17 protein-coding genes and 1 pseudogene are annotated in these 19,259 nt (G+C 63.2%); 10 read left to right on the top strand and 8 right to left on the bottom strand.

The window, feature by feature from the left end; all coding sequences use genetic code 11:
- Nucleotides 1-464: pseudogene (locus A3728_RS09755) on the bottom strand (glutamine-synthetase adenylyltransferase); the annotation flags it as partial.
- A gap of 204 nt (nucleotides 465-668) precedes the next feature.
- Here A3728_RS09755 and A3728_RS09750 point away from each other — a divergent pair.
- From A3728_RS09750 to A3728_RS09740, 3 genes are all read left to right on the top strand, one after another.
- Nucleotides 669-1,094: a DUF2852 domain-containing protein gene (locus A3728_RS09750; protein WP_067922789.1), complete on the top strand. Its 426-nt coding sequence runs from the start codon at nucleotides 669-671 to the stop codon at nucleotides 1,092-1,094.
- A gap of 71 nt (nucleotides 1,095-1,165) precedes the next feature.
- Entirely contained in the window at nucleotides 1,166-1,603 is a 438-nt protein-coding gene (locus A3728_RS09745) for an RDD family protein (protein ID WP_067922787.1), read from the top strand.
- Between the two features lie 70 nt (nucleotides 1,604-1,673).
- Nucleotides 1,674-2,492 carry an arginyltransferase gene (locus tag A3728_RS09740; protein ID WP_067922784.1) on the top strand — a complete coding sequence of 273 codons (819 nt, stop codon included), beginning with the start codon at nucleotides 1,674-1,676 and terminating at the stop codon, nucleotides 2,490-2,492.
- A 169-nt stretch (nucleotides 2,493-2,661) separates the two neighbouring features.
- On the opposite strand, the gene A3728_RS09735 is transcribed toward A3728_RS09740, so the two are convergent.
- The 3 genes from A3728_RS09735 to A3728_RS09725 all read right to left on the bottom strand — a co-directional run bounded on the left by A3728_RS09735 (nucleotide 2,662) and on the right by A3728_RS09725 (nucleotide 7,180).
- Nucleotides 2,662-5,016: a TRAP transporter large permease gene (locus A3728_RS09735; protein WP_067922782.1), complete on the bottom strand. Its 2,355-nt coding sequence runs from the start codon at nucleotides 5,014-5,016 to the stop codon at nucleotides 2,662-2,664.
- A gap of 18 nt (nucleotides 5,017-5,034) precedes the next feature.
- Nucleotides 5,035-5,961 carry a TRAP transporter small permease subunit gene (locus A3728_RS09730; RefSeq protein ID WP_067922781.1) on the bottom strand — a complete coding sequence of 309 codons (927 nt, stop codon included), beginning with the start codon at nucleotides 5,959-5,961 and terminating at the stop codon, nucleotides 5,035-5,037.
- 130 nt (nucleotides 5,962-6,091) lie between these two features.
- Nucleotides 6,092-7,180, bottom strand: a complete 1,089-nt coding sequence (locus A3728_RS09725) for a TRAP transporter substrate-binding protein (RefSeq protein WP_067922779.1) — start codon at nucleotides 7,178-7,180, stop codon at nucleotides 6,092-6,094.
- A 282-nt stretch (nucleotides 7,181-7,462) separates the two neighbouring features.
- On the opposite strand from A3728_RS09725, the gene A3728_RS09720 reads away from it, so the two are divergent.
- The 3 genes from A3728_RS09720 to A3728_RS09710 all read left to right on the top strand — a co-directional run bounded on the left by A3728_RS09720 (nucleotide 7,463) and on the right by A3728_RS09710 (nucleotide 11,667).
- Entirely contained in the window at nucleotides 7,463-8,914 is a 1,452-nt protein-coding gene (locus tag A3728_RS09720; protein ID WP_067922798.1) for a cache domain-containing protein, read from the top strand.
- A gap of 11 nt (nucleotides 8,915-8,925) precedes the next feature.
- Entirely contained in the window at nucleotides 8,926-9,597 is a 672-nt protein-coding gene (locus tag A3728_RS09715) for a response regulator transcription factor (protein WP_067922776.1), read from the top strand.
- A gap of 318 nt (nucleotides 9,598-9,915) precedes the next feature.
- Nucleotides 9,916-11,667 carry an acetolactate synthase 3 large subunit gene (locus tag A3728_RS09710; protein WP_067922773.1) on the top strand — a complete coding sequence of 584 codons (1,752 nt, stop codon included), beginning with the start codon at nucleotides 9,916-9,918 and terminating at the stop codon, nucleotides 11,665-11,667.
- Between the two features lie 246 nt (nucleotides 11,668-11,913).
- Here A3728_RS09710 and A3728_RS09705 read toward each other — a convergent pair whose 3' ends face one another.
- The gene (locus A3728_RS09705; protein WP_150120718.1) at nucleotides 11,914-12,798 is read right to left on the bottom strand and encodes a hypothetical protein; all 885 of its coding nucleotides are present in this window, start codon (nucleotides 12,796-12,798) and stop codon (nucleotides 11,914-11,916) included.
- A gap of 308 nt (nucleotides 12,799-13,106) precedes the next feature.
- Here A3728_RS09705 and ilvN point away from each other — a divergent pair, with 308 nt between their 5' ends.
- Complete coding sequence (gene ilvN, locus A3728_RS09700) at nucleotides 13,107-13,667, top strand: acetolactate synthase small subunit (RefSeq protein WP_067922766.1); 561 nt, start codon at nucleotides 13,107-13,109, stop codon at nucleotides 13,665-13,667.
- A 26-nt stretch (nucleotides 13,668-13,693) separates the two neighbouring features.
- Here ilvN and A3728_RS09695 read toward each other — a convergent pair whose 3' ends face one another.
- Nucleotides 13,694-14,137 (bottom strand): hypothetical protein, encoded by a 444-nt coding sequence (locus A3728_RS09695; protein ID WP_150120717.1) that lies wholly within the window; start codon nucleotides 14,135-14,137, stop codon nucleotides 13,694-13,696.
- 112 nt (nucleotides 14,138-14,249) lie between these two features.
- Between A3728_RS09695 and A3728_RS09690 the strand changes: the two genes are divergently transcribed.
- The 3 genes from A3728_RS09690 to A3728_RS09680 all read left to right on the top strand — a co-directional run bounded on the left by A3728_RS09690 (nucleotide 14,250) and on the right by A3728_RS09680 (nucleotide 16,560).
- A complete protein-coding gene (locus A3728_RS09690; RefSeq protein ID WP_082851012.1) occupies nucleotides 14,250-15,053 on the top strand; it encodes a helix-turn-helix domain-containing protein in 804 nt (267 codons plus the stop codon).
- A 95-nt stretch (nucleotides 15,054-15,148) separates the two neighbouring features.
- Nucleotides 15,149-16,321 carry an aromatic ring-hydroxylating oxygenase subunit alpha gene (locus A3728_RS09685; RefSeq protein ID WP_067922758.1) on the top strand — a complete coding sequence of 391 codons (1,173 nt, stop codon included), beginning with the start codon at nucleotides 15,149-15,151 and terminating at the stop codon, nucleotides 16,319-16,321.
- Nucleotides 16,318-16,560: a hypothetical protein gene (locus tag A3728_RS09680; RefSeq protein WP_067922755.1), complete on the top strand. Its 243-nt coding sequence runs from the start codon at nucleotides 16,318-16,320 to the stop codon at nucleotides 16,558-16,560. Before A3728_RS09685 ends, A3728_RS09680 begins: the two co-directional genes overlap by 4 nt.
- Nucleotides 16,561-16,567: 7 nt before the next feature.
- On the opposite strand, the gene A3728_RS09675 is transcribed toward A3728_RS09680, so the two are convergent.
- Nucleotides 16,568-17,977 (bottom strand): amidase, encoded by a 1,410-nt coding sequence (locus A3728_RS09675; RefSeq protein WP_067922796.1) that lies wholly within the window; start codon nucleotides 17,975-17,977, stop codon nucleotides 16,568-16,570.
- A gap of 93 nt (nucleotides 17,978-18,070) precedes the next feature.
- Complete coding sequence (gene prfB / locus A3728_RS09670) at nucleotides 18,071-19,195, bottom strand: peptide chain release factor 2 (RefSeq protein ID WP_067922752.1); 1,125 nt, start codon at nucleotides 19,193-19,195, stop codon at nucleotides 18,071-18,073.
- Between the last annotated feature and the right edge of the window lie 64 nt (nucleotides 19,196-19,259).

The following is a 19,259-nucleotide window of genomic DNA, read 5'->3' as shown; positions in this document are numbered from 1 at the left end:
TCGGCCAGGTCATCTTCGGTCATGCCGGGCAGCTTGCCGCGCCGGATCTGCTGCGCCACCCCGGCCCGCAGCGCGGCGGTACAGGCGGCATCGGCGAAAAGGCTGAGCGCCTGCGTGACCTCTTCCAACGTCCATGCACCGCAAAGGTCCGCCATCGCCGTCATCAGCGCGATCCGGCGTTTGCCTTTGCGCAGGGCATCGGAAAGGCCCGCGCTGTCCAGCGCACGGGTGAAAGCGATCTCTGCCGCGAGTGCGGATGCCGGATCTTCGGCAGCGCCGCGAAACCAATCGGCTTCCTTTTCCAGAAGGCTCATCAGATAGGGGGCGGCGGATGCCGATCCCGCGACGGCCTCGCGCAGCTCGACCGGCAGGTCGCCCAGCAGGTTCAGCGCATCCCGGGCGCGGTCTGCGTTGTGCACACGGGGGCTGCGGGTCATGCGGGCGGCGAGCGATGTCTGCGTCATGCCGCCAGCATTGATGCGGCACCGGGGCAAGGTCAATCCCGCGGGCGGCGCCCTCGGCGAAAGGGCCGGCACGACGGATATGTAAAAAACATTCACATCGCCCCTTGCAGAGCCATGGGCCGATCCCAATCTATGCAATGTGAAAGACGTTCACATCCACTGCGAAAGGCCCGGCGGCCTTTCCCCAAACGAAAGGTACCGACGATGACGACCATCGCATCCGAAACCCTGAATTCCCCGCGCGGCAACCTTCTTGCCCGCACCGAAGGCTGGCTCGACGCCCGCGGCAAGGCCGCCTGGATCGCCGCGACGGTGGTGGGGTTCGTCCTGTTCTGGCCCCTGGGCCTCGCCCTCCTCGGCTATATGCTCTGGAGCGGGCGGCTGGGATCGTCGAAGCGGACACGCCATGCACCCCGCCTGCCCTTCGCGACGCAGATGCGCAGCACCGGCAACGCGGCGTTCGACGCCTACAAGGCCGATACCCTGCGCCGACTCGAAGAGGAACAGACCAACTTCGAGGCTTTCCTCAAGCGCCTGCGCGAAGCCCGCGACAAAGCCGAGTTCGACCAGTTCATGGAAGAACGCGCCAAGCGTGACAGCAGCGAAGACGCTGAAACACCCAAAGCCTGATCCCCTGCCGCGACCCATTTGCCCGGGTCGCGGCCTTTACATCCCCCGCCCCGATCCGAAAGTATCCCCCCATGCTCCGCTCTCCTGATCCCGAAACCCATCCGCAATTCTATGACGGCGTAGCCCTCAAGCGGCTGCTGGCATGGGTTGTCGACGTGACGCTGATCGCCCTCGTCACCGTGGTACTGCTGCCCTTCACGGCCTTCACGGGTATCTTCTTTTTCCCGGCGATGATGATGGTGGTGGGCTTCTGCTACCGTCTGATCACCCTCGCCAACGGCTCGGCCACATGGGGCATGCGGCTGATGGCGATTGAGTTCCGCGATGCCTCCGACGCGCCCTTCGATTTCACGAGCGCATTTCTGCATACCAGCGGCTACGCGGTCTCGGTTGCAATGGCTCCGATCCAGCTTATCTCGATTGTACTGATGGCCACCTCGCCCCGGGCACAGGGCCTGACGGACATGATCCTCGGCACCGTGGCAATCAATCGGCGCGCGCGTCGCTGAAGACGGGGCCCGCGCCCTTGGCGAAACCCGCCGCCCTTGTTACTGTTGGAGAGTTCAAGACCGGAATCCCATGCGCCATACGCTTCCCCTCACACCGCAGTTCTACGTCACCGCCCCGCAACCCTGCCCCTATCTCGATGGCAGGATGGAGCGCAAGCTGTTCACGGCCCTGCAGGGGGAAAACGCGGCCCGGCTGAACGACAGCCTCTCCGCACAGGGGTTCCGCCGCTCGCAGAATGTGCTCTACCGGCCCTCCTGCACCGATTGCGCGGCCTGCCTCTCGGCGCGGATCAACGTCTCGGCCTTCACACCCACGCGCAGCCAGAAACGCACGATCAAACGTAACGCGGATCTGACCCGCCGCGCCACCTCGCCCTGGGCGACGGAGGAGCAATACGAGCTCTTCCGGCGCTATCTCGACAGCCGCCATGCGGATGGCGGCATGGCGGATATGGATGTCTTCGAATTCGCCGCGATGATCGAGGAAACGCCGATCCGCAGCCGCGTGATTGAATATTCCGAAAGCGACGGGACGCTCGCGGGGGTCTGCCTCACGGATGTGCTCTCCGACGGGGTGAGCATGGTCTACAGCTTTTACACGCCCGATCGCCCGCAGGACGGGCTGGGCAATTACATCATTCTCGATCACGTGGAAATCGCCCGCGCCGCCGGGCTGCCGTATGTCTACCTGGGCTACTGGGTGCCGGGCAGCCCGAAGATGGGCTACAAGGCTAAGTTCTCCGGGCTCGAGGTTTATATGGGCGGCCGCTGGCGCCGCATGCGCGACCCCGAAACCTTCTCGGCCGAGCGGCACCCCCTCAGCACCGATCCCATCGCCGAGCAGGTCGCCAACATCTCGCTGCCTGACACGGCCCGCCGCCGCAGCTGAACCACCGACCCCACGAACAGCCCCGCGCCCCCTTCTCATGATCCCAAATACTTTGGGGAGTTTGAGGGGCAGCGCCCCTCATCCTTCCGTCAAAGCGCCACGTCAGTTCCCGTAACGCAAAAGGCGCCCCAAGGGGCGCCTTTCACATCCCGAACATGCCCTTCCCGGGTCAGTTCGGAATGAGGTCCGGCACGATGGTTACGATCGACGGGAAGAGCCAGAGGATCGTAAGCCCCGCCACCTGGATCAGTACGAAGGGCACGATGCCGCGATAGATATGCGCGGTTGTCACGCTCGCTGGTGCCACGCCCCGCAGGTAGAACAAGGCGAAGCCGAAGGGCGGCGTGAGGAAGGACGTCTGCAGGTTCACCGCGATCATGATCGTCACCCATTTCGGATCGAAGGTGCCGCCGTAGATCACCGGCCCCACGATCGGGATGACGATGTAGATGATCTCGAGGAAGTCGAGCACGAAGCCCAGCACGAAGAGCACCAGCATTACGATCAGGAAGACCGTCAATTCGTTGTCGAAGCTCTTGAGGAACTGCTGGATGTAATGCTCCCCCCCGAAGGAGATCACCACGAGGTTCAGCAGTTGCGAGCCGATCAGAATGGTGAAGACCATGGAGGTCACCTTCGCCGTCTCGCGCACCACCGGCGTCAGCACGCCCGAGGTGTAGAGAACCCAGCAGGAGAACAGCAGCCCGAAGATGGCATAGAGATAAGCGCCATAGGCCACGATAAAGGCGATCCAGGACTCGAAGCTGACGGATTCGGTATTGATCCGCAGATCGAAGTTCACACCGACGAGGATGCAGACCACGATGGCAAGGGTGGAGAAGATCACGATCTTGGGCGACCGGTCCTGATCCTTCAGCTTGCGGTAAGCGGCCAGCATGATGGCCCCGCCCGCCCCCAGTGCCGCCGCCGGTGTGGGGTTGGTGATCCCCCCGAGGATGGAGCCCAGCACCGCCACGATCAGGATGAGCGGCGGGAAGACGACGCGGATCAACTCGTTCCCCGCGCAGACCTTGGTGGCATAGGTAACACCGTAAAGGATCAGCGCGAAGGGAATGGCCATCAGCACCACCATTACCCCGGAAGAGGTCAACGGCCCGACCAGCAGGATATCGACCAGCACGGCAAGCACCACGCCGATGGCCCCGATGATGAGCGGTCGGGTTTTTGCAGAGGGTGAGACACCCCGCGCGGTGGTCAGGAACAACGCGAGGATGATCAGGATGATCGCCACGCCTGTGCCCACGGGCGCTGCGCTCGCGACCTTGGCGGCACGCTTTTCAACCAGTGCTTCTTCGGACAGGCGCTCGCTCTGCTGGATGCCGCCCTCGGAGTCGATCTGGGCCTGTTCGGCCACCGCGGCGTCCCATGCGGCCTGCCCGTGCAACTCGATCATCGAGGCCTGGCATTCCGGGCCCACGTTGGTCCGCAGGCTTGCCGCTTCGCCGATGTCGGAGAAGCTGGAAACGGTGGTGGACTGGCTGCCCACGATGCCGAGGTTGCCCAGCAGGATGGTGCCGACGATCAGAAGCGCCGGCGCGCCAAGGAACCATGTGAAGGCCTCGCCCTTCGTCACGGGTTCCGCATTGGTGGCCCCCATCGGCACGGCGGGCGCCTTGTCGGGGTTCATCAGCGCATAGCCGAAGGCATAAAGCGCATAGAGCAGCGCCAGCAGGATACCCGGCAGCAGCGCCGCCTGGAACAGAGTACCCACCGAAACGACCGCCGGTTCGCCAAGGAAGGTCAGCGCGTCGGTACAACCGGCAGCGGTAGCGCGTGCCTCCTGCGCCGCACTGTAGAGATCGCCTGCCAAAGTGCCCAACAGAACGATTACGATCGAAGGCGGAATGATCTGGCCAAGCGTGCCGGAGGCGGCGATGACGCCGGTCGCGATCTCGGGCGAATAGTTGTTGCGCAGCATGGTCGGCAGGGCGAGCAGACCCATGGTGACCACCGTGGCACCGACGATGCCCGTGGACGCGGCAAGAAAGGCGCCCACGACGACGATGGAAACGGCCAGACCGCCCGGCAGCGGGCCAAAGACACGCGCCATGGTGGTCAGCAGGTCATTGGCGATCTTGGACCGCTCCAGCGTGATGCCCATCAGCACGAACATCAGTACCGCAAGAAGGGTTTCGATCGACTGGCCGGCCAGCACGCGTTCGTTCATCCGGTTGACGATGAAGGACACGTTCCGGTCGAGTGCCACTTCCCAGCCCTGCGGAAAGACCGACACCGCGGTCCTGGGCAGGTCGGGATATCGGAAGACCGATATGGCTTCGTCCCGCACGCCGGAGTTCACGAGATCGCGGTAGGCCTGGCTCGACTGGTCGATGGCCTGATGTATCAGCAGGCCCGCGGAATCGAGTGCCGCGATGATCCCGAAAGAGATGATCCCCGCCCCGCCGATGGCGAAGGCCACGGGAAACCCGGAAAGGATACCGCCGAAGAGACAGATAAAGACGATGATCAGGCCGATTTCGACCCCGTCGAGACCAAATAGCATGAAGCGATGCCCCTTGAATTAATGCGTGCCCTCGAAGGCTTCTTCGCCCTCGCCCAGCGTGTCCTTGTCCAGATATTTGCCCTCGCTCTCGGGGCCCTCACGGAATTCGAGCAGCGCGCGGTAGAACACCGCGACGGCCTGCAGGATGACCATGACGCAGAAGAGAACGAGCAGTACCTTGAACAGGAAATATGCGTTGAAGCCGTTCGGCGAGAAGCCGATCGTCTCGACGTTCCAGCGCAGCAGTCGCGCCTTGCGCAGCAACAGCTCCAGCCGGTCCGACGCGGACGGGTTCGGCGTGACAAGATGGCGCCACAGGAAGAACCAGCCATAAAGCCATGTGATGACCGCGAAAGGGATCATGAAGAGCAGCGCGCCCAGCATGTCGATCACGCGCTTGGTGCGGAACTTGGCCCCGGCATAGAACAGATCGACCCGCACATGCCCGCCCTGCACCATCGTGTAGGACACGCAGAGCGTGACAACGAGCGCGTTGTAGAGCTTCAGCTCCTCCGCGAACCACGAGATGTCGTATTGCAGGGGGATGCCGAAGCCGAAGGAAATGTCGGGCCGGGTAAAGATACGCTGCATGAACACGATGATGATCTGCTGAAGCACCATCAGCAGACCCGCCCAGGCAAAGAACCGACCGACCCCGTTGGCGAAGCCTTCGAGCCCGCGCACGCAGGCCCACATGAAGTCACGCTTGATGAAACCGATCACCGTCACCACGAGGAAGATCGCCAGCAGCACGAAGAGCAGTTCAGCCGATGCCCCGTAATAGATGAACCGCATAAGCGATTCGCCATTCGACCAGTCCAGCCAGAGACCGGGATTGGCGAGCGCGTAAAAGAAGTTGTAGAACGCCAGACCGAGGTTCGTGAAGAACCAGATCAGCCCGTCGATCACGGCGCCGAACCAACCGGCGGCAGCATCGTTTTCCATTGTCCCCTCCCCGTACGTTCAGGTGCGTAACGCCCCTGTCGCGGCAGTCTTTCGCCCGGTCTGATGCCGGACGTGAACGCAGGCGAGGGGCCGCCCAAGGCAGCCCCCCACGTTATTCATGCCCGGGCGGTCAGCCCTGACCCAGCACCCGCTGACGCTGGTTGACGTAATAGGCGTCCGACTTCGACAGCCATTCCGCCGAGGACTGGAGCGAGGCTTCGAAGCTTTCGCGGATGTCCGCGAAGAGCGTGTCGTCCATGTTCTCGTCCATCACCTCCTTGGAGGCGCTGCCGAAGGCATCCCAGACGTCGTCGGGGAACTGCATGGTCTTCACGCCCTGCTGCTGCAGGCGTGCCAGCGCGGCACCGTTGTTCGCCAGCGTTTCCGCCAGACCGGTGTGCGTGGTGGCCATCGTCGCATATTCGACGATCTTCTGCTGTGCCGGTGTCAGCTCGTTGAACACATCGAGGTTCATGGAGGCGGTCAGACCGGAGCCCGGCTCGTGGAAACCGGCGGTGTAGTAGATCTTCGCCACTTCCTGGAAGCCCGCGCGCTCGTCCGCGAAGGGACCGACCCATTCGAGACCGTCCAGCGCGCCCGAAGACAGCGCCTGATAGAGTTCGCCGCCGGGGATGTTCTGGACCGACGCACCCAGCTTGCCCAGCACCTTGCCGCCGAGACCCGGCATGCGGAACTTCAGGCCGTTGAAGTCAGCGGCGGAGTTGATTTCCTTGCGGAACCAGCCACCGGACTGCGAGCCGGAGTTGCCTGCGAGGAACATCTTCATGTTGAAGATCTCGCCGATCTGGTTGTGCAGATCGTGGCCGCCGCCATGCAGGTACCAGTTGGTCAGCTCCTGCGCCGTGGCGCCGAAGGGCACGGCGGTGAAATAGGCAAGGCCCGGGTGCTGGCCGATGAAGTAATAGTCGGCCGAATGGTACATGTCCGCCTGACCGGAGGACACGGCATCGAATACTTCGAAGGCGCCCACAAGCTCGCCCGGGGCTTTCTTGTCGATGGTCAGCGTGCCGTCCGACATCTCGTCAACCATGTTGTTGAGATATGTCGCGGCATCGTCGAGCACGGCAAAGCCGCGGGGCCAGGACGTGACCATGGTCAGCGTGCGCTTGCCCTGTGCGTAGGCCGGTGCGGCCAGCGTACCGGCTGCGGCAGCGGTGCCGCCGAGTGCGGATGTCTTAAGGAATGAACGACGGTCCATTTTGATACTCCTCCCATAAGGACGCCCGTGTCGCCGATGACGCACAGGTCGTTTCAAGTGGCGCTACATTAGCGATCCCGGGTGCTTTTGAAATACCTACTACTGCGTAGAAGCCCCCTCCGCCGCAGGATTTTGACCGGTGGAGGGACCGGGAGGCGGTCCAATAGCCCCCTTCCCTGCCCCTGCGGCACCCGGAGCGGGGCGCGAAGGCCAATGCCGCGGCGCGGGCGGCATGACAGGTTCCCTTTGATTCGCGCCCGTTTGCGCGTATCGCTGTGGATCATGTTTCGATACCTGCGCCTGATTTCCCCCTTCAGCTATGCGCAGAAGCTCACGCTTCTGGCCTCCGTGCCGCTGATCGTGGCAGCCACCGCCATCGCCGTGGTGGTTGCATTGCAGGCCCGCGCGCTGGCGGAGCGGGAGATCGATCTGCTCGAAGCGCAGCTGATCGAGGCCAAGAAGGCGGAGTTGCGCAACTATGTCACCCAGGCGCGCAACGGGTTCTATTTCATCTACGGATCCGCGGCACCCGACGATGCCGAAGCCAAGGCGCAGGTGGCGCAGATCCTGTCGGCGATGATCTACGGCGATGACGGGCAGTTCTTCGTCTACGACTACGACGGCAACGCGCTCGTCTCGCCCCGGCAGACCGAGCGGATCAATCGCAACTGGCGCGGGCAGACAGACGCCGAAGGCACGCCGGTCGTGGACGAACTGATCCGCATCGCCCGCGACGGGGCCGGGTTTCACAGCTATCTCTGGCCCAAGACCTCGACCGGCGAGGTCGGGCGCATGATCACCTATGTCACCTCCTTTCCGTCGTGGCGGTGGGCCGTGGGCACGGGGGTCTTCATCGACGATGTGCTCGCCTCCACCGCCTCGGCGCGGGCGGATGTGCAGGCGCGGGTGCATCGCACCTTTCTCTATATCGGGGGGATCACCCTGACCGCGCTGCTGGCGGTCTTCATCAGCGGGATGCTGGTCAACCTGCGCGAACGGCGGCTGGCGGATGCCAAGCTCAAGCGGCTCACTCAGCGGGTATTCGACGCCCAGGAAGAGGAGCGCGGTCGCGTGGCGCGCGAACTGCATGACGGCATCAGCCAGATCCTCGTGGGCGTGCGCTATGCGCTCGACACCGCGCGCCGCAAGCTCGACCGGGGCGAGTCCGGCGCGGAAAAACCGCTCGGCAAGGGGATCGCCTCGCTGGCGGAGGCGATTGCGGAGGTACGCCGCATCAGCCGCGACCTGCGCCCCGGCGTGCTGGACGATCTGGGCCTCGGCCCCGCGCTCAAGACCCTAACGGAGGCCTTCGAGGCCCGCACGGGCATCGCCACCAGCTTCAACACCGTCGTCTTCCGAAACCGGATGGACGAGGACGGCAAGATCGCGCTCTACCGGATTGCTCAGGAAGCGCTGACCAACATCGAACGGCACGCAGGCGCCAGCCGCGTGGCCGTGGACCTGCGCGGCCACCGCAAGGGCGCGACCCTGCGGATCACCGACAACGGTGTGGGCCTCGGACGGCTCGCACGCGACCCCGCCAGCGGCGGCGGGTTGGGGTTGCGCAACATGCAGGAACGGGTCGAACAGCTTGGTGGGCAGCTGCGTATCGAGTCTGCCCCGGGCGGGGGAACCACGATTGACGCCACCGTACCGCTGACGCATATGCTCCCCCCCGAAGAGGAAAACCCGGATGCGCCCGCATCCGCAAGACAGGACATCGCAGCCCAATGACGGCAAGGCCCATGCCCGCAGCCAAACCCCTGCCTTCTTCGGGCGACCCGGTCCGGGTTCTCATCGTCGACGATCACCCGATGGTGGCCGAAGGCATCCAGTCGATCCTCGAAAGCTATGACGATATCGAAATCGCGGGAATCCTTTCCAACGGGCGCGAGGTCATCGCGCAGCTGGAGGAAATGGCGCCCGATGTGATCCTGATGGACCTCAACATGCCCGAACTCGGCGGGTTGAGCGCGACGGAAATCGTGCTGGAACGCCGACCGGACATGCATGTCGTGATCCTGACGATGCATGACAATCCCGAGTACATCGCCTCCGCGCTCAGTCACGGCGCGCAGGGCTACCTGCTGAAGGATGTCCCCACCGAAGAAATCAAGACCGCCATCGACACGGTAATGTCGGGCAAACGCTACCTCTGCACCGGCGCGCAGGGATCGCTCGCCCCCAAGGACGGCGCAGAACGTGAGGCGCTGACAGAGCGTGAACAGACCATATTGCTCAAACTCGCGCAGGGGCGCACGAACAAGGACGTGGCGCAGGCGCTCGATATCTCCGTGCGGACGGTGGAAACCCATCGTAAGAACATCAAGCGCAAGCTCGGCATCTCCAGCACCGCCGGGCTGACCCGCTATGCCATGGAACATGGGGTGCTGCAGGGGACCGGCGCGCGCCTTTGACAGCGCTCAGGCGCCGAAAGTTGCAATTTGCCGCGAATTTATTGCCGAAACTTGCCTGCCATCAGGACCTCTCGCAAGAATCTGTCGTAAAATGCCTGCCGCGCGACATTTTTTTCGCTCCCGGCGGTTGACCCTCCCGAACGGCGGTCATAATGTCCCGCAACGCTTGAAGGAGCCCAAACGTGACAGCACTAGTCGTCATCGTAGGATTTTCGCGCATGGGCCGGTAACGGACAACCATACCCCAACCCATGCGCCCCCGTTTCCCCGGGGGCTTTTTTATGCGCCAGACAATTGCACGCCTTACGGAGCAGCCAGATGACACGCCAGATGACCGGAGCAAAGATGATCGTACAGGCCCTGATCGATCAGGGTGTCGATACCATATTCGGATATCCCGGCGGGGCCGTCCTGCCGATCTATGACGAGGTGTTCCAGCAAAACAGCATCAAACACGTGCTGGTGCGCCACGAACAGGGTGCCGTGCACGCCGCCGAAGGCTACGCCCGCTCCACCGGGAAGCCCGGCGTGGTGCTAGTGACATCCGGCCCGGGGGCGACCAATGCCGTGACCGGGCTGACCGATGCGCTGCTCGATTCCATTCCCATCGTGGTGCTGACGGGTCAGGTCCCCACCTTCATGATCGGCTCTGACGCCTTTCAGGAAGCCGATACCGTGGGCATCACCCGCCCCTGCACCAAGCACAACTGGCTGGTGAAGGAGACCGACAAACTCTCCGGCGTCCTGCATGAGGCATTCCACGTGGCGACCCATGGCCGCCCCGGTCCGGTACTGATCGACATTCCCAAGGACGTGCAGTTCGCCACCGGCACCTATGCGCCACCCAAACCGTCGACCTCTCATTACCAGCCCAAGGTTAAGGGCGACATGGAAGAGATCACGGAACTCGTGGCCGCCATCGAAAGCGCGAAAAAGCCCGTGTTCTATACCGGCGGCGGCGTGATCAACTCCGGCCCGGCCGCGTCGCAGCTGCTGCGCGAGCTGGTGGACTCGACAGGCTTTCCCATCACCTCGACCCTCATGGGGCTGGGCGCCTATCCCGCCTCGGGCGACAAGTGGCTGGGCATGCTGGGGATGCACGGCACCTATGAGGCCAACATGACGATGCATGGCTGCGATCTGATGATCAACATCGGCGCGCGTTTCGACGACCGGATCACCGGCGTCGTGGATATGTTCAGCCCCAAGTCCAAAAAAGCGCATATCGACATCGACCCCTCGTCGATCAACAAGGTGATCCGCATCGACATTCCCATCGTCGGCGACGTGGGCCATGTGCTCGAGGATCTGCTGAAGGTCTGGAAATCGCGCGGTCGCAAGACGAACGGCGAAGCGCTGGCGAAATGGTGGAAACAGATCGAAAGCTGGCGCGCGGTGGATTGCCTGAAATACAAGCAGGCAGGCAAGACCATCAAACCGCAGCACGCCGTCCGCCGGCTGGAGGAGTTGACCAAGGGCCATGATCGCTACGTGACGACCGAGGTGGGCCAGCACCAGATGTGGGCCGCGCAATACATGGGTTTCGAGGAACCGAACCGCTGGATGACCTCCGGCGGGCTGGGGACGATGGGCTACGGCTTTCCGGCCTCCATCGGTGTGCAGATGGCGCATCCCGACAGCCTCGTGATCAACGTGGCGGGCGAAGCGTCATGGCTGATGAACATGCAGGAAATGGGCACCGCGATGCAGTACGGCCTGCCGGTGAAACAGTTCATCCTGAACAACGAACGTCTGGGCATGGTGCGCCAGTGGCAGGAGCTTCTGCACGGAGAGCGCTATTCCCAAAGCTGGTCCGAGGCGCTGCCCGATTTCGTGAAGCTGGCAGAAGCCTTCGGCGCGAAGGGCATCCAGGTAAGCGACCCCGACAAGCTCGACGATGCGATCATGGAGATGATCGAGCACCCCGGCCCGGTGATCCTCGACTGTCTTGTGGAGAAGCACGAAAATTGCTTCCCGATGATCCCCTCGGGCAAGGCCCATAACGAAATGCTGCTGGGCGACGTGGATACGCAAGGCGTCATCGACGCCAAGGGCTCGGTGCTGGTGTGAGGCAACCGGGCGGCACCCGCTGATCCGGGTTGCCTCCGAACGCTCGGCCCATCCGGCATCACTGCTCCGGGGCCGGGCCACCAGTACCGACGCGAGACCGGCAGAATACCGACGGCGAAAAAAGGGACCAGACAGATGGCCGCCCCGGACCACAGCAAAGGGACAGACTGCGCAATGGGTCTTTCATATGCGCACCCCCTGCCCCTGCCGGACCGAAGCGCGCAACGCCGACCGGGTGGCGATTTTTCAGTGCGATGCCGCCAGTGTGCGCGGCGCGGCCCGGACCAGCTCGCGGGATTCCATCATCATCAGCAGGAAGGCCAGCGCCGAAAGCAGTTCGCGCAATTCTGCCACCCGAAGGCCGGGCAACCCGTCCGAAAAGCTGTAAACCAGCTGATCCTGAAACAACGTCGTGGCCAGCATCCCGATTGCCAGCCCCGCGCTGGCAATGGGCAATCCGATGGCGCGGAACACCTGCCGGCACAGCGGTACATAGCGATCAAGAACCGGGACTACGGCACCCCAAAGGAAGAAACAAAAAATAAACGCATGATCGAAGAAGTAACCGAAAAGGTTATGGAAATTGATCTCAGCCTGCACATTGATGCGCCGCATGGCCTCGGGCGTCTCGATGCCCAGATAGCGCTGCCCCCAGCTGATCTCCTCACCGCACATGACAACAAACAGCAGAGCGAGAAACCCGTGCATCAGGGCCATCCTGGGATAGATAGCCCGCACGGTGACGGCGACCCAGGCCGCATACACGGCCGCAACGAGCAACAGCACCGCCGAGACGTTTTCAATCACGCCATCCTCAAGATTGAAGGCCAGCAGCGTATCAACGGAAAACAGTCGGTCACCGAAAATGACGTAAAGCACGATAATCATGTAAAGCCCCGCCATGGCCGCCAGACTGCGCAGGCCCGGTCGGAACTTGTCATAAGCCTCGGGCATGGCATAGTCCCGCGCCATGAAGCGCGCGAGACGTGCGCTGCCAGCCAGTCGCGGCCACAGGATCACAGCAAGCAGGCCCGCACCCCCCAGCACCGCAAAAACCCAACGTGCGAAGACAATTTCGATCAGGGTCGACTTGCGGACCAGCGGGTTTTCATGGGCCAGCGACTGCTCCATCAGACCGATGGACGCCAACCGCTCTGGAGAGATGAGGACCGCGAGCGCCAGCGCGATCAGCGAAAGAACGAAGACAAACAAACGTTGAAATGTCATGATAAAAGACGCCTAGTTAATATGGCGCAGTGTAACAGATTAATGGCAAATCACAAACGTCTGACCAAAATGCCGTTCCGAGGCGAACCAGCCGATCAGTTTTCGGCCCGGTCGGAGCCAGCACAACAGCGGAATCCGGGCCCGACGCGCCCCAACGATTGCCCTGAATACCAACGCGAAATACACAGACCATAGAAAGAGCGAGGCTCGATATGTCCCCCCTGAAGATCAAGAAAGGCGCGACCTCCCATTCCGCCTACAACCTGCGACCCAATTTTTCCGACGTGATCGAACGGCACACCCTTGCCGTCCTGGTGGAAAACGAACCGGGCGTGCTGGCGCGGGTCATCGGGCTGTTCTCGGGGCGCGGCTACAACATCGACAGCCTGACCGTGGCAGAGGTCGACCATACCGGGCACCTGTCGCGGATCACCATCGTCACCTCCGGCACGCCGCAGGTGATCGAACAGATCAAGGCGCAACTGGGTCGGATCGTCACCGTACATGACGTGCATGACCTGACGGTCGAAGGCGCCAGCGTGGAACGGGAACTGGCGATGTTCAAGGTGTCGGGCACCGGCGAAAAGCGGGTGGAGGCGCTGCGGCTCGCGGATATCTTCCGCGCCAATGTTGTGGACAGCACGCTGGAAAGCTTCATTTTCGAGATCACCGGCGCCCCGGAAAAGATCGACGCTTTCGCGGATCTGATGCGGCCCCTCGGCCTCAGCGAAGTGGCCCGCACGGGCATTGCCGCCCTGTCCCGCGGCGACTGATCGCTTCCGGGCGGGTCCGGATCGTTTCAGAGTCTGGCCCGCGCCGCCTCCCGCGGGATAATCGGCACGACCGCTTCACTCACCGGGGCGCCGTTGGCTGCCGCGCCATGGCCCGATATATTCCGTAGCCGGTCCGGAAGATCATGGCAGGCGCGCTGGCGCATGACCTCGGGGGCCTTGGCTTGCCGCAGGTGGCGGTTGCGGCTGACTTCAAAACGGACAATGTCCCCCGCTTCGATCCCCCAGCCGCCTGCGGGGGTTTTGCCATCACAGTGGTAGAACGCCAGATCCCCGTGATCCTCACACCAGAAGACCGCCTTGCGCTCTGTCGGATCGGACCAAATTACCACTCCCATCATCGGCATTGCTTCCCCCTTCTCGGTTTGGGAGAAGATAGCAATATTTTGCATTAATGCGCGACACTGAATATCCAAGCCAGCAATCGAAATTTGTGTCGGTATTCTGCGCATCTGATGCGCTTTAGCGTCAGATATGACGCTTTTACGCGTCGGGAGGACGCAGTCGGACTGGCAAAATTGCCCCCACGGCCGCAAATCTATTCAGAAACACGGGAACTACCATATGGCGCGACCAAGCCAGTCACCGGCCCAGTTGAGGGGTATGTTCGGGGAAAACCTCCGCAAGCTTTCACGGAAATACCCCTCCATTTCGGATCTTGCCCGGCGGCTTGGCATCAACCGCACCCAGTTCAACCGCTACCTTTCCGGCGAAAGCTTCCCCCGGCCCGATGTGCTGGCCCGGATGTGCGAATTTTTCGGGGTGGATGCCCGCGTTCTGCTCGAACCTGTGGACGATCTGGACACAGGCAGCGCTGACGATCCGATCGCCAACCCCTATTTGCGCAATTTTGTCGGCACGGCAGCCCGTGAAGTGCCGGAGGATGCCTTTCCTTCCGGCTTCTACCGGTTTTCACGGCGCAGTTTCGTGAACGCCGATCTCTTCGTCGTCGGTCTCCTCCTCGTACGGCGGGACGGCAGGCATACCGTGCTGCGCGGCTTCGAGACGAAAGAAGCCATGCGGCTCCAGAACCTGCCGACCGATCCGCCGACGCGCGAATTCCGAGGGTTGGTGATGCAGCAGGAAAAAGGCATCACGATCCTTGCCGCGCGACGCAACGCGATGACGGGATCCTTCAATTACCTGTCACGGGCCGCATCGTTCCAGAACAACTACTGGGCGGGCTACGTCACCCGCACCGTCCCCGAAAGCGAAGGCGGCATGCGGGTGACGCGGCTGGTCTATGAACACCTCGGGCGGCGAACCGGTGCCGTGCTCGCCGCGGCCCGGGGAACCGGCTTCAAGGCGGCAGCCGAACTGGAACCCTTTCACCGCCGCCTTCTGCGCCCGGAGGCCGAATTTTCCTGACTTCCGATGTCGCGGTGAGAAAAGTGCGGGTCGCTCACGCGTTCCGCGATCCAGACCGGGGCTGGTAGACTGTCGGCCACAGGAGGAAGCCGCCCATGTCCCACCCCCTTTCCGATCTGGAACGTGTTCGCCAGCCCATCGGCGCAGCGAACGGTCTTTCAAACGCCCATTACATCGACCCCGAAGTGCACGCCGAAGAACGCGACGCCGTGCTTTTCGCCAATTGGATGGGTCTCGCCACCGCGTCCGAGGTTCCGGAGATCGGCGACGCGATCCCCCTCACCGTGCTTGGGATGCCGCTGCTGGTCTTGCGGGACAAATCGGGCGAAGTCCGCGTGTTTCAGAACACCTGCCGACACCGGGGCATGATCCTGATCGAGGAGCCGCGACGGATCGAAGGTGCGATCCGCTGCCCCTATCACAGCTGGTGCTACGCGACCGACGGGCGCCTCGTCTCCACGCCCCATGTCGGCGGTCCGGGCCGCAATACCCATGAGAGCATTGACCGGGATACCCTCGGGCTGGTGGAATTCCGCGCCCATGTCTGGATGGACGTGATCTTCGTCAACCTGTCGGGCACGGCGCGGCCCTTCGAGGAGGCGAATGCCGACCTGATCGCCCGCTGGGCCGAGTTCAACCAGCCACTGCACCACGGCGGCGCGGACAGCCAGTTTCAGCTTGAACTGAACTGTAACTGGAAGCTCGCGGTGGAAAACTACTGCGAAAGCTATCATCTGCCCTGGGTGCATCCCGGCCTCAACAGCTATTCACGGCTCGAAGATCACTACCATATCGAAAAGCCGCGCCAGTACTCGGGTCAGGGCACGTTGGTCTATCGTCAGTTGACCGACGAGGACGGGAACCGTTTCCCGGATTTCGATGGGTTGGGCCTTTCGTGGGATACCGCGGCGGAATATATCACCGCCTTCCCGAACGTCCTGCTCGGTGTGCACCGCGACCATACCTTTACCATCATTCTGGTGCCGCGCGGCCCGGAACGGACGGAGGAACATATCCACATCTACTACGCCCGCCCGGACACCGATCCCGACCTGCGCGCGCGCAATACCGAGCAGTGGAAACAAGTCTTCCTCGAAGATGTTTTCGTGGTCGAGGGCATGCAGCGCGGGCGCCATGCCCACTCCTTCGACGGGGGGCGTTTTTCACCCGCGATGGATGGCCCCACCCATCTGTTCCACGATTGGGTGGCCACGCAACTGGCCGATTATCGCGCCGCGGGCGCCCTCACCCCGGCGGCGGCGGAATGAACCCGCTCGACGCACGGCTCCTGCAGGCTCATGCCGCGGGGGACGGCGCGGCGCTTGCCCGGCTCTACGAAGAAGCCGCGCGTCAGGCCGCCGATGCGGAGGCCGGTGCCTTCTATCTGACCCATGCGCATATCTTCGCGCTGGAAGGGGGGCTGCCTGCGGCCGAAACGCTCTGCGCGCAACTGGTCGCTCTGGGGCGCGAAGCCCCGCCCGGGCCGCCACGACCGCCCCGGCGCTGATCCCGCGTCAGAGCGTGGGCGGGCGGCGATTGGGCCAATCTGTCGCCTCGTGATAGCGCGCGGCAAGCCGGAGCAGCCGCGCATCCGTGCCCCGCGCACCGATCAGTTGCAGCCCGAGCGGCAGACCATTATCGCCGAAACCCGCCGGAACGTTGACCACCGGCAAGCCGATCAGGCTCGCCGGGGTCACCACCTGCATCCAGCGATGGTAGGTATCCATCTTCCGGCCCGCGACTTCGGTCGGATGCACGTCGTTCACGTCAAAGGGCCAGACCTGCGCCGAAGGCAGCACCACGACATCGCAGGTGGTGAAAAGATCATGCGCCCGGCGGAACCAGTCCGACCGCTGCTCGGACGCGCGCTGTATCTGCGGCCCCGTCAGGGTCCGGCCCCGCTCAACCTCCCACTGCGCGGCGGGTTTAAGCGCCTTGCGCCGTTCCGGCACGTCGTAAAGGGCCGATAGACCGGCGGCCACGGCAAAGGAGCGCAGGGTGATCCAACTGTTCCAGATGGCCTCCGCCTCGAAGGGTGGCGGCGCATCGAATACCTCGCAGCCGATCTCTTCAAAGCTGCGCAGCGCGGCGCGGCTGTGGGCGTCGATGCCGGGGGCATAGGGAAAGGCCCCGCCCCAATCACCGAGCCATCCCAGCCGAAGCCCCTTCACGTCGCCTTCGAGATGCGGGACCGTCGCCTCCGACCTGGCAGAAAGCGGGAGGCGCGGCTCATATCCCGACATCGTATCGAGCAGCTCGGCCAGATCCTCGGGGCTGCGCGCCATGGGACCCATGGTGCTGAGCTGGTGCAGGAACATGTCGCCTTCGGGCTCCGACGGCACCCTGCCCCAGCTTGGCCGCATCCCGTAAACATTGTTCCACCCTGCCGGGTTGCGCAGGCTGCCCATCATGTCCGAGCCGTCCGCAACGCTGAGCATCCGCGCAGCCAGCGCCGCCGCCGCACCGCCCGAGGATCCGCCGGCGGACCGCGACGGGTCATAGGGGTTTGCCGTGGCGCCATGCACGGGGTTGAACGTATGGCTGCCCAAGCCGAATTCCGGCGTATTGGTCTTGCCGATGACGATGGCGCCCGCCTTCCGGATGCGGCGCACGAATATATCGTCATGATCCGCGATCTGCCCGGCAAAAAGCGGCGATCCCATGGAGGTGGGAAGCCCCTTCGCATCGGCGAGATCCTTGATGGCGATGGGAATTCCGTGCAGCCAGCCCTTGCGGGGGGCATCCTGAACCGCGCGTGCCTCGGCCATCAGGTCGTCGCCATCCCGCAAGGAAACGATGGCATTCACTTTGCCGTTGACCTTGTCGATGCGCCCCAGCGTGGCCTGCATCAGTTCGGCCACGCCCAGATCACCGTCTTCGATTGCCCGCGACAGGGCGCGGGCCCCCATGTTCATGATATCCATGGGCGCAGAAAACGTCACCGCGCGGGGCGGCGCAAGCCCTGAGTTGACCTTTGGGAAACCTTGAAGCGGAGAGGCCCGCTCCGGGTCCGGCGATCAGCCTTCGCGCGCTTCCGCCCGGCTCTTGCCAGATACCGACAGCGCCAGCGTCGCGCCCATGAGCCCGTCCAGATCACCGTCCAGCACACCCTTGGTGTCGGAGGTCTCGAAGTTCGTCCGCAGGTCCTTCACCATCTGATAGGGCTGCAGCACGTAGGACCGGATCTGGTTGCCCCAGCCTGCGTCACCCGCACTTTCATGGGCTTCGTTCACAAGGGCGGACCGCTTGTCGAGTTCCATCTGGTAGAGCCGGCTTTTCAGCGCCTTCATAGCGATATCCCGGTTCTGGTGCTGCGACTTCTCGGAGGAAGTCACGACAATGCCCGTGGGATGGTGGGTGATCCGCACCGCGGAATCCGTGGTGTTCACATGCTGACCGCCCGCGCCCGACGACCGGTAGGTATCGATGCGGATATCCGACGGGTTCACTTCGATCTCGATGTTGTCGTCGACCACCGGATAGACCTTTACCGAGGTAAAGGAAGTATGCCGCTTGGCCGCCGAATCGAAGGGCGAGATGCGCACCAGACGGTGCACGCCGGATTCGGATTTGAGCCAGCCATAGGCGTTCTGACCGCTGATCTTGTAGGTTGCGGATTTGATGCCCGCCTCTTCGCCCACGCTTTCGGACTGCAGCTCGACCTTGTAGCCCTTTTTCTCGGCCCAGCGGACGTACATCCGCGCCAGCATCGCGGCCCAGTCGCAGCTTTCGGTGCCGCCCGCGCCCGCGTTGACTTCGAGAAAGGTGTCGTTGCCGTCCGCCTCCCCGTCTAGCAGCGCCTCAAGCTCTTTCTGCGCGGCCTTTTCCGCCAGCGCCTTCAGCGCCGCTTCGGCATCCGCCACGACTTCGGCGTCGTCTTCCATCTCGCCCAGTTCGATCAGTTCGATGTTGTCCGCCAATTCCTGCTTGATGCCTTCGTAGGTCGAAATGGCATCCACCAGCGCCTGCCGGTCGCGCATCAGCTTCTGCGCCGCCTCGGGGTCATTCCACAGGTTCGGGTCCTCGACCCGGGCGTTGAATTCCTCCAGCCGGTGGGGCGCGGTTTCCACGTCCAGCCGCTGGGCCAAAAGGTCCAGTGACTTGCTGATCTGATCCACCGTGTTCTGTGCTTCTGCGCGCATGAAGATGCCTTCGGGAAAGAGGAATGGAACCCGCCGGGCGGGCCGCCCGACTGATAGACCAGCG

Source organism: Sulfitobacter sp. HI0040, assembly GCF_001634885.1.
Taxonomy (GTDB): domain Bacteria; phylum Pseudomonadota; class Alphaproteobacteria; order Rhodobacterales; family Rhodobacteraceae; genus Sulfitobacter.
Note: the sequence above shows the minus strand (reverse complement) of the source record. Positions and strands in the feature narration are given on the sequence as shown.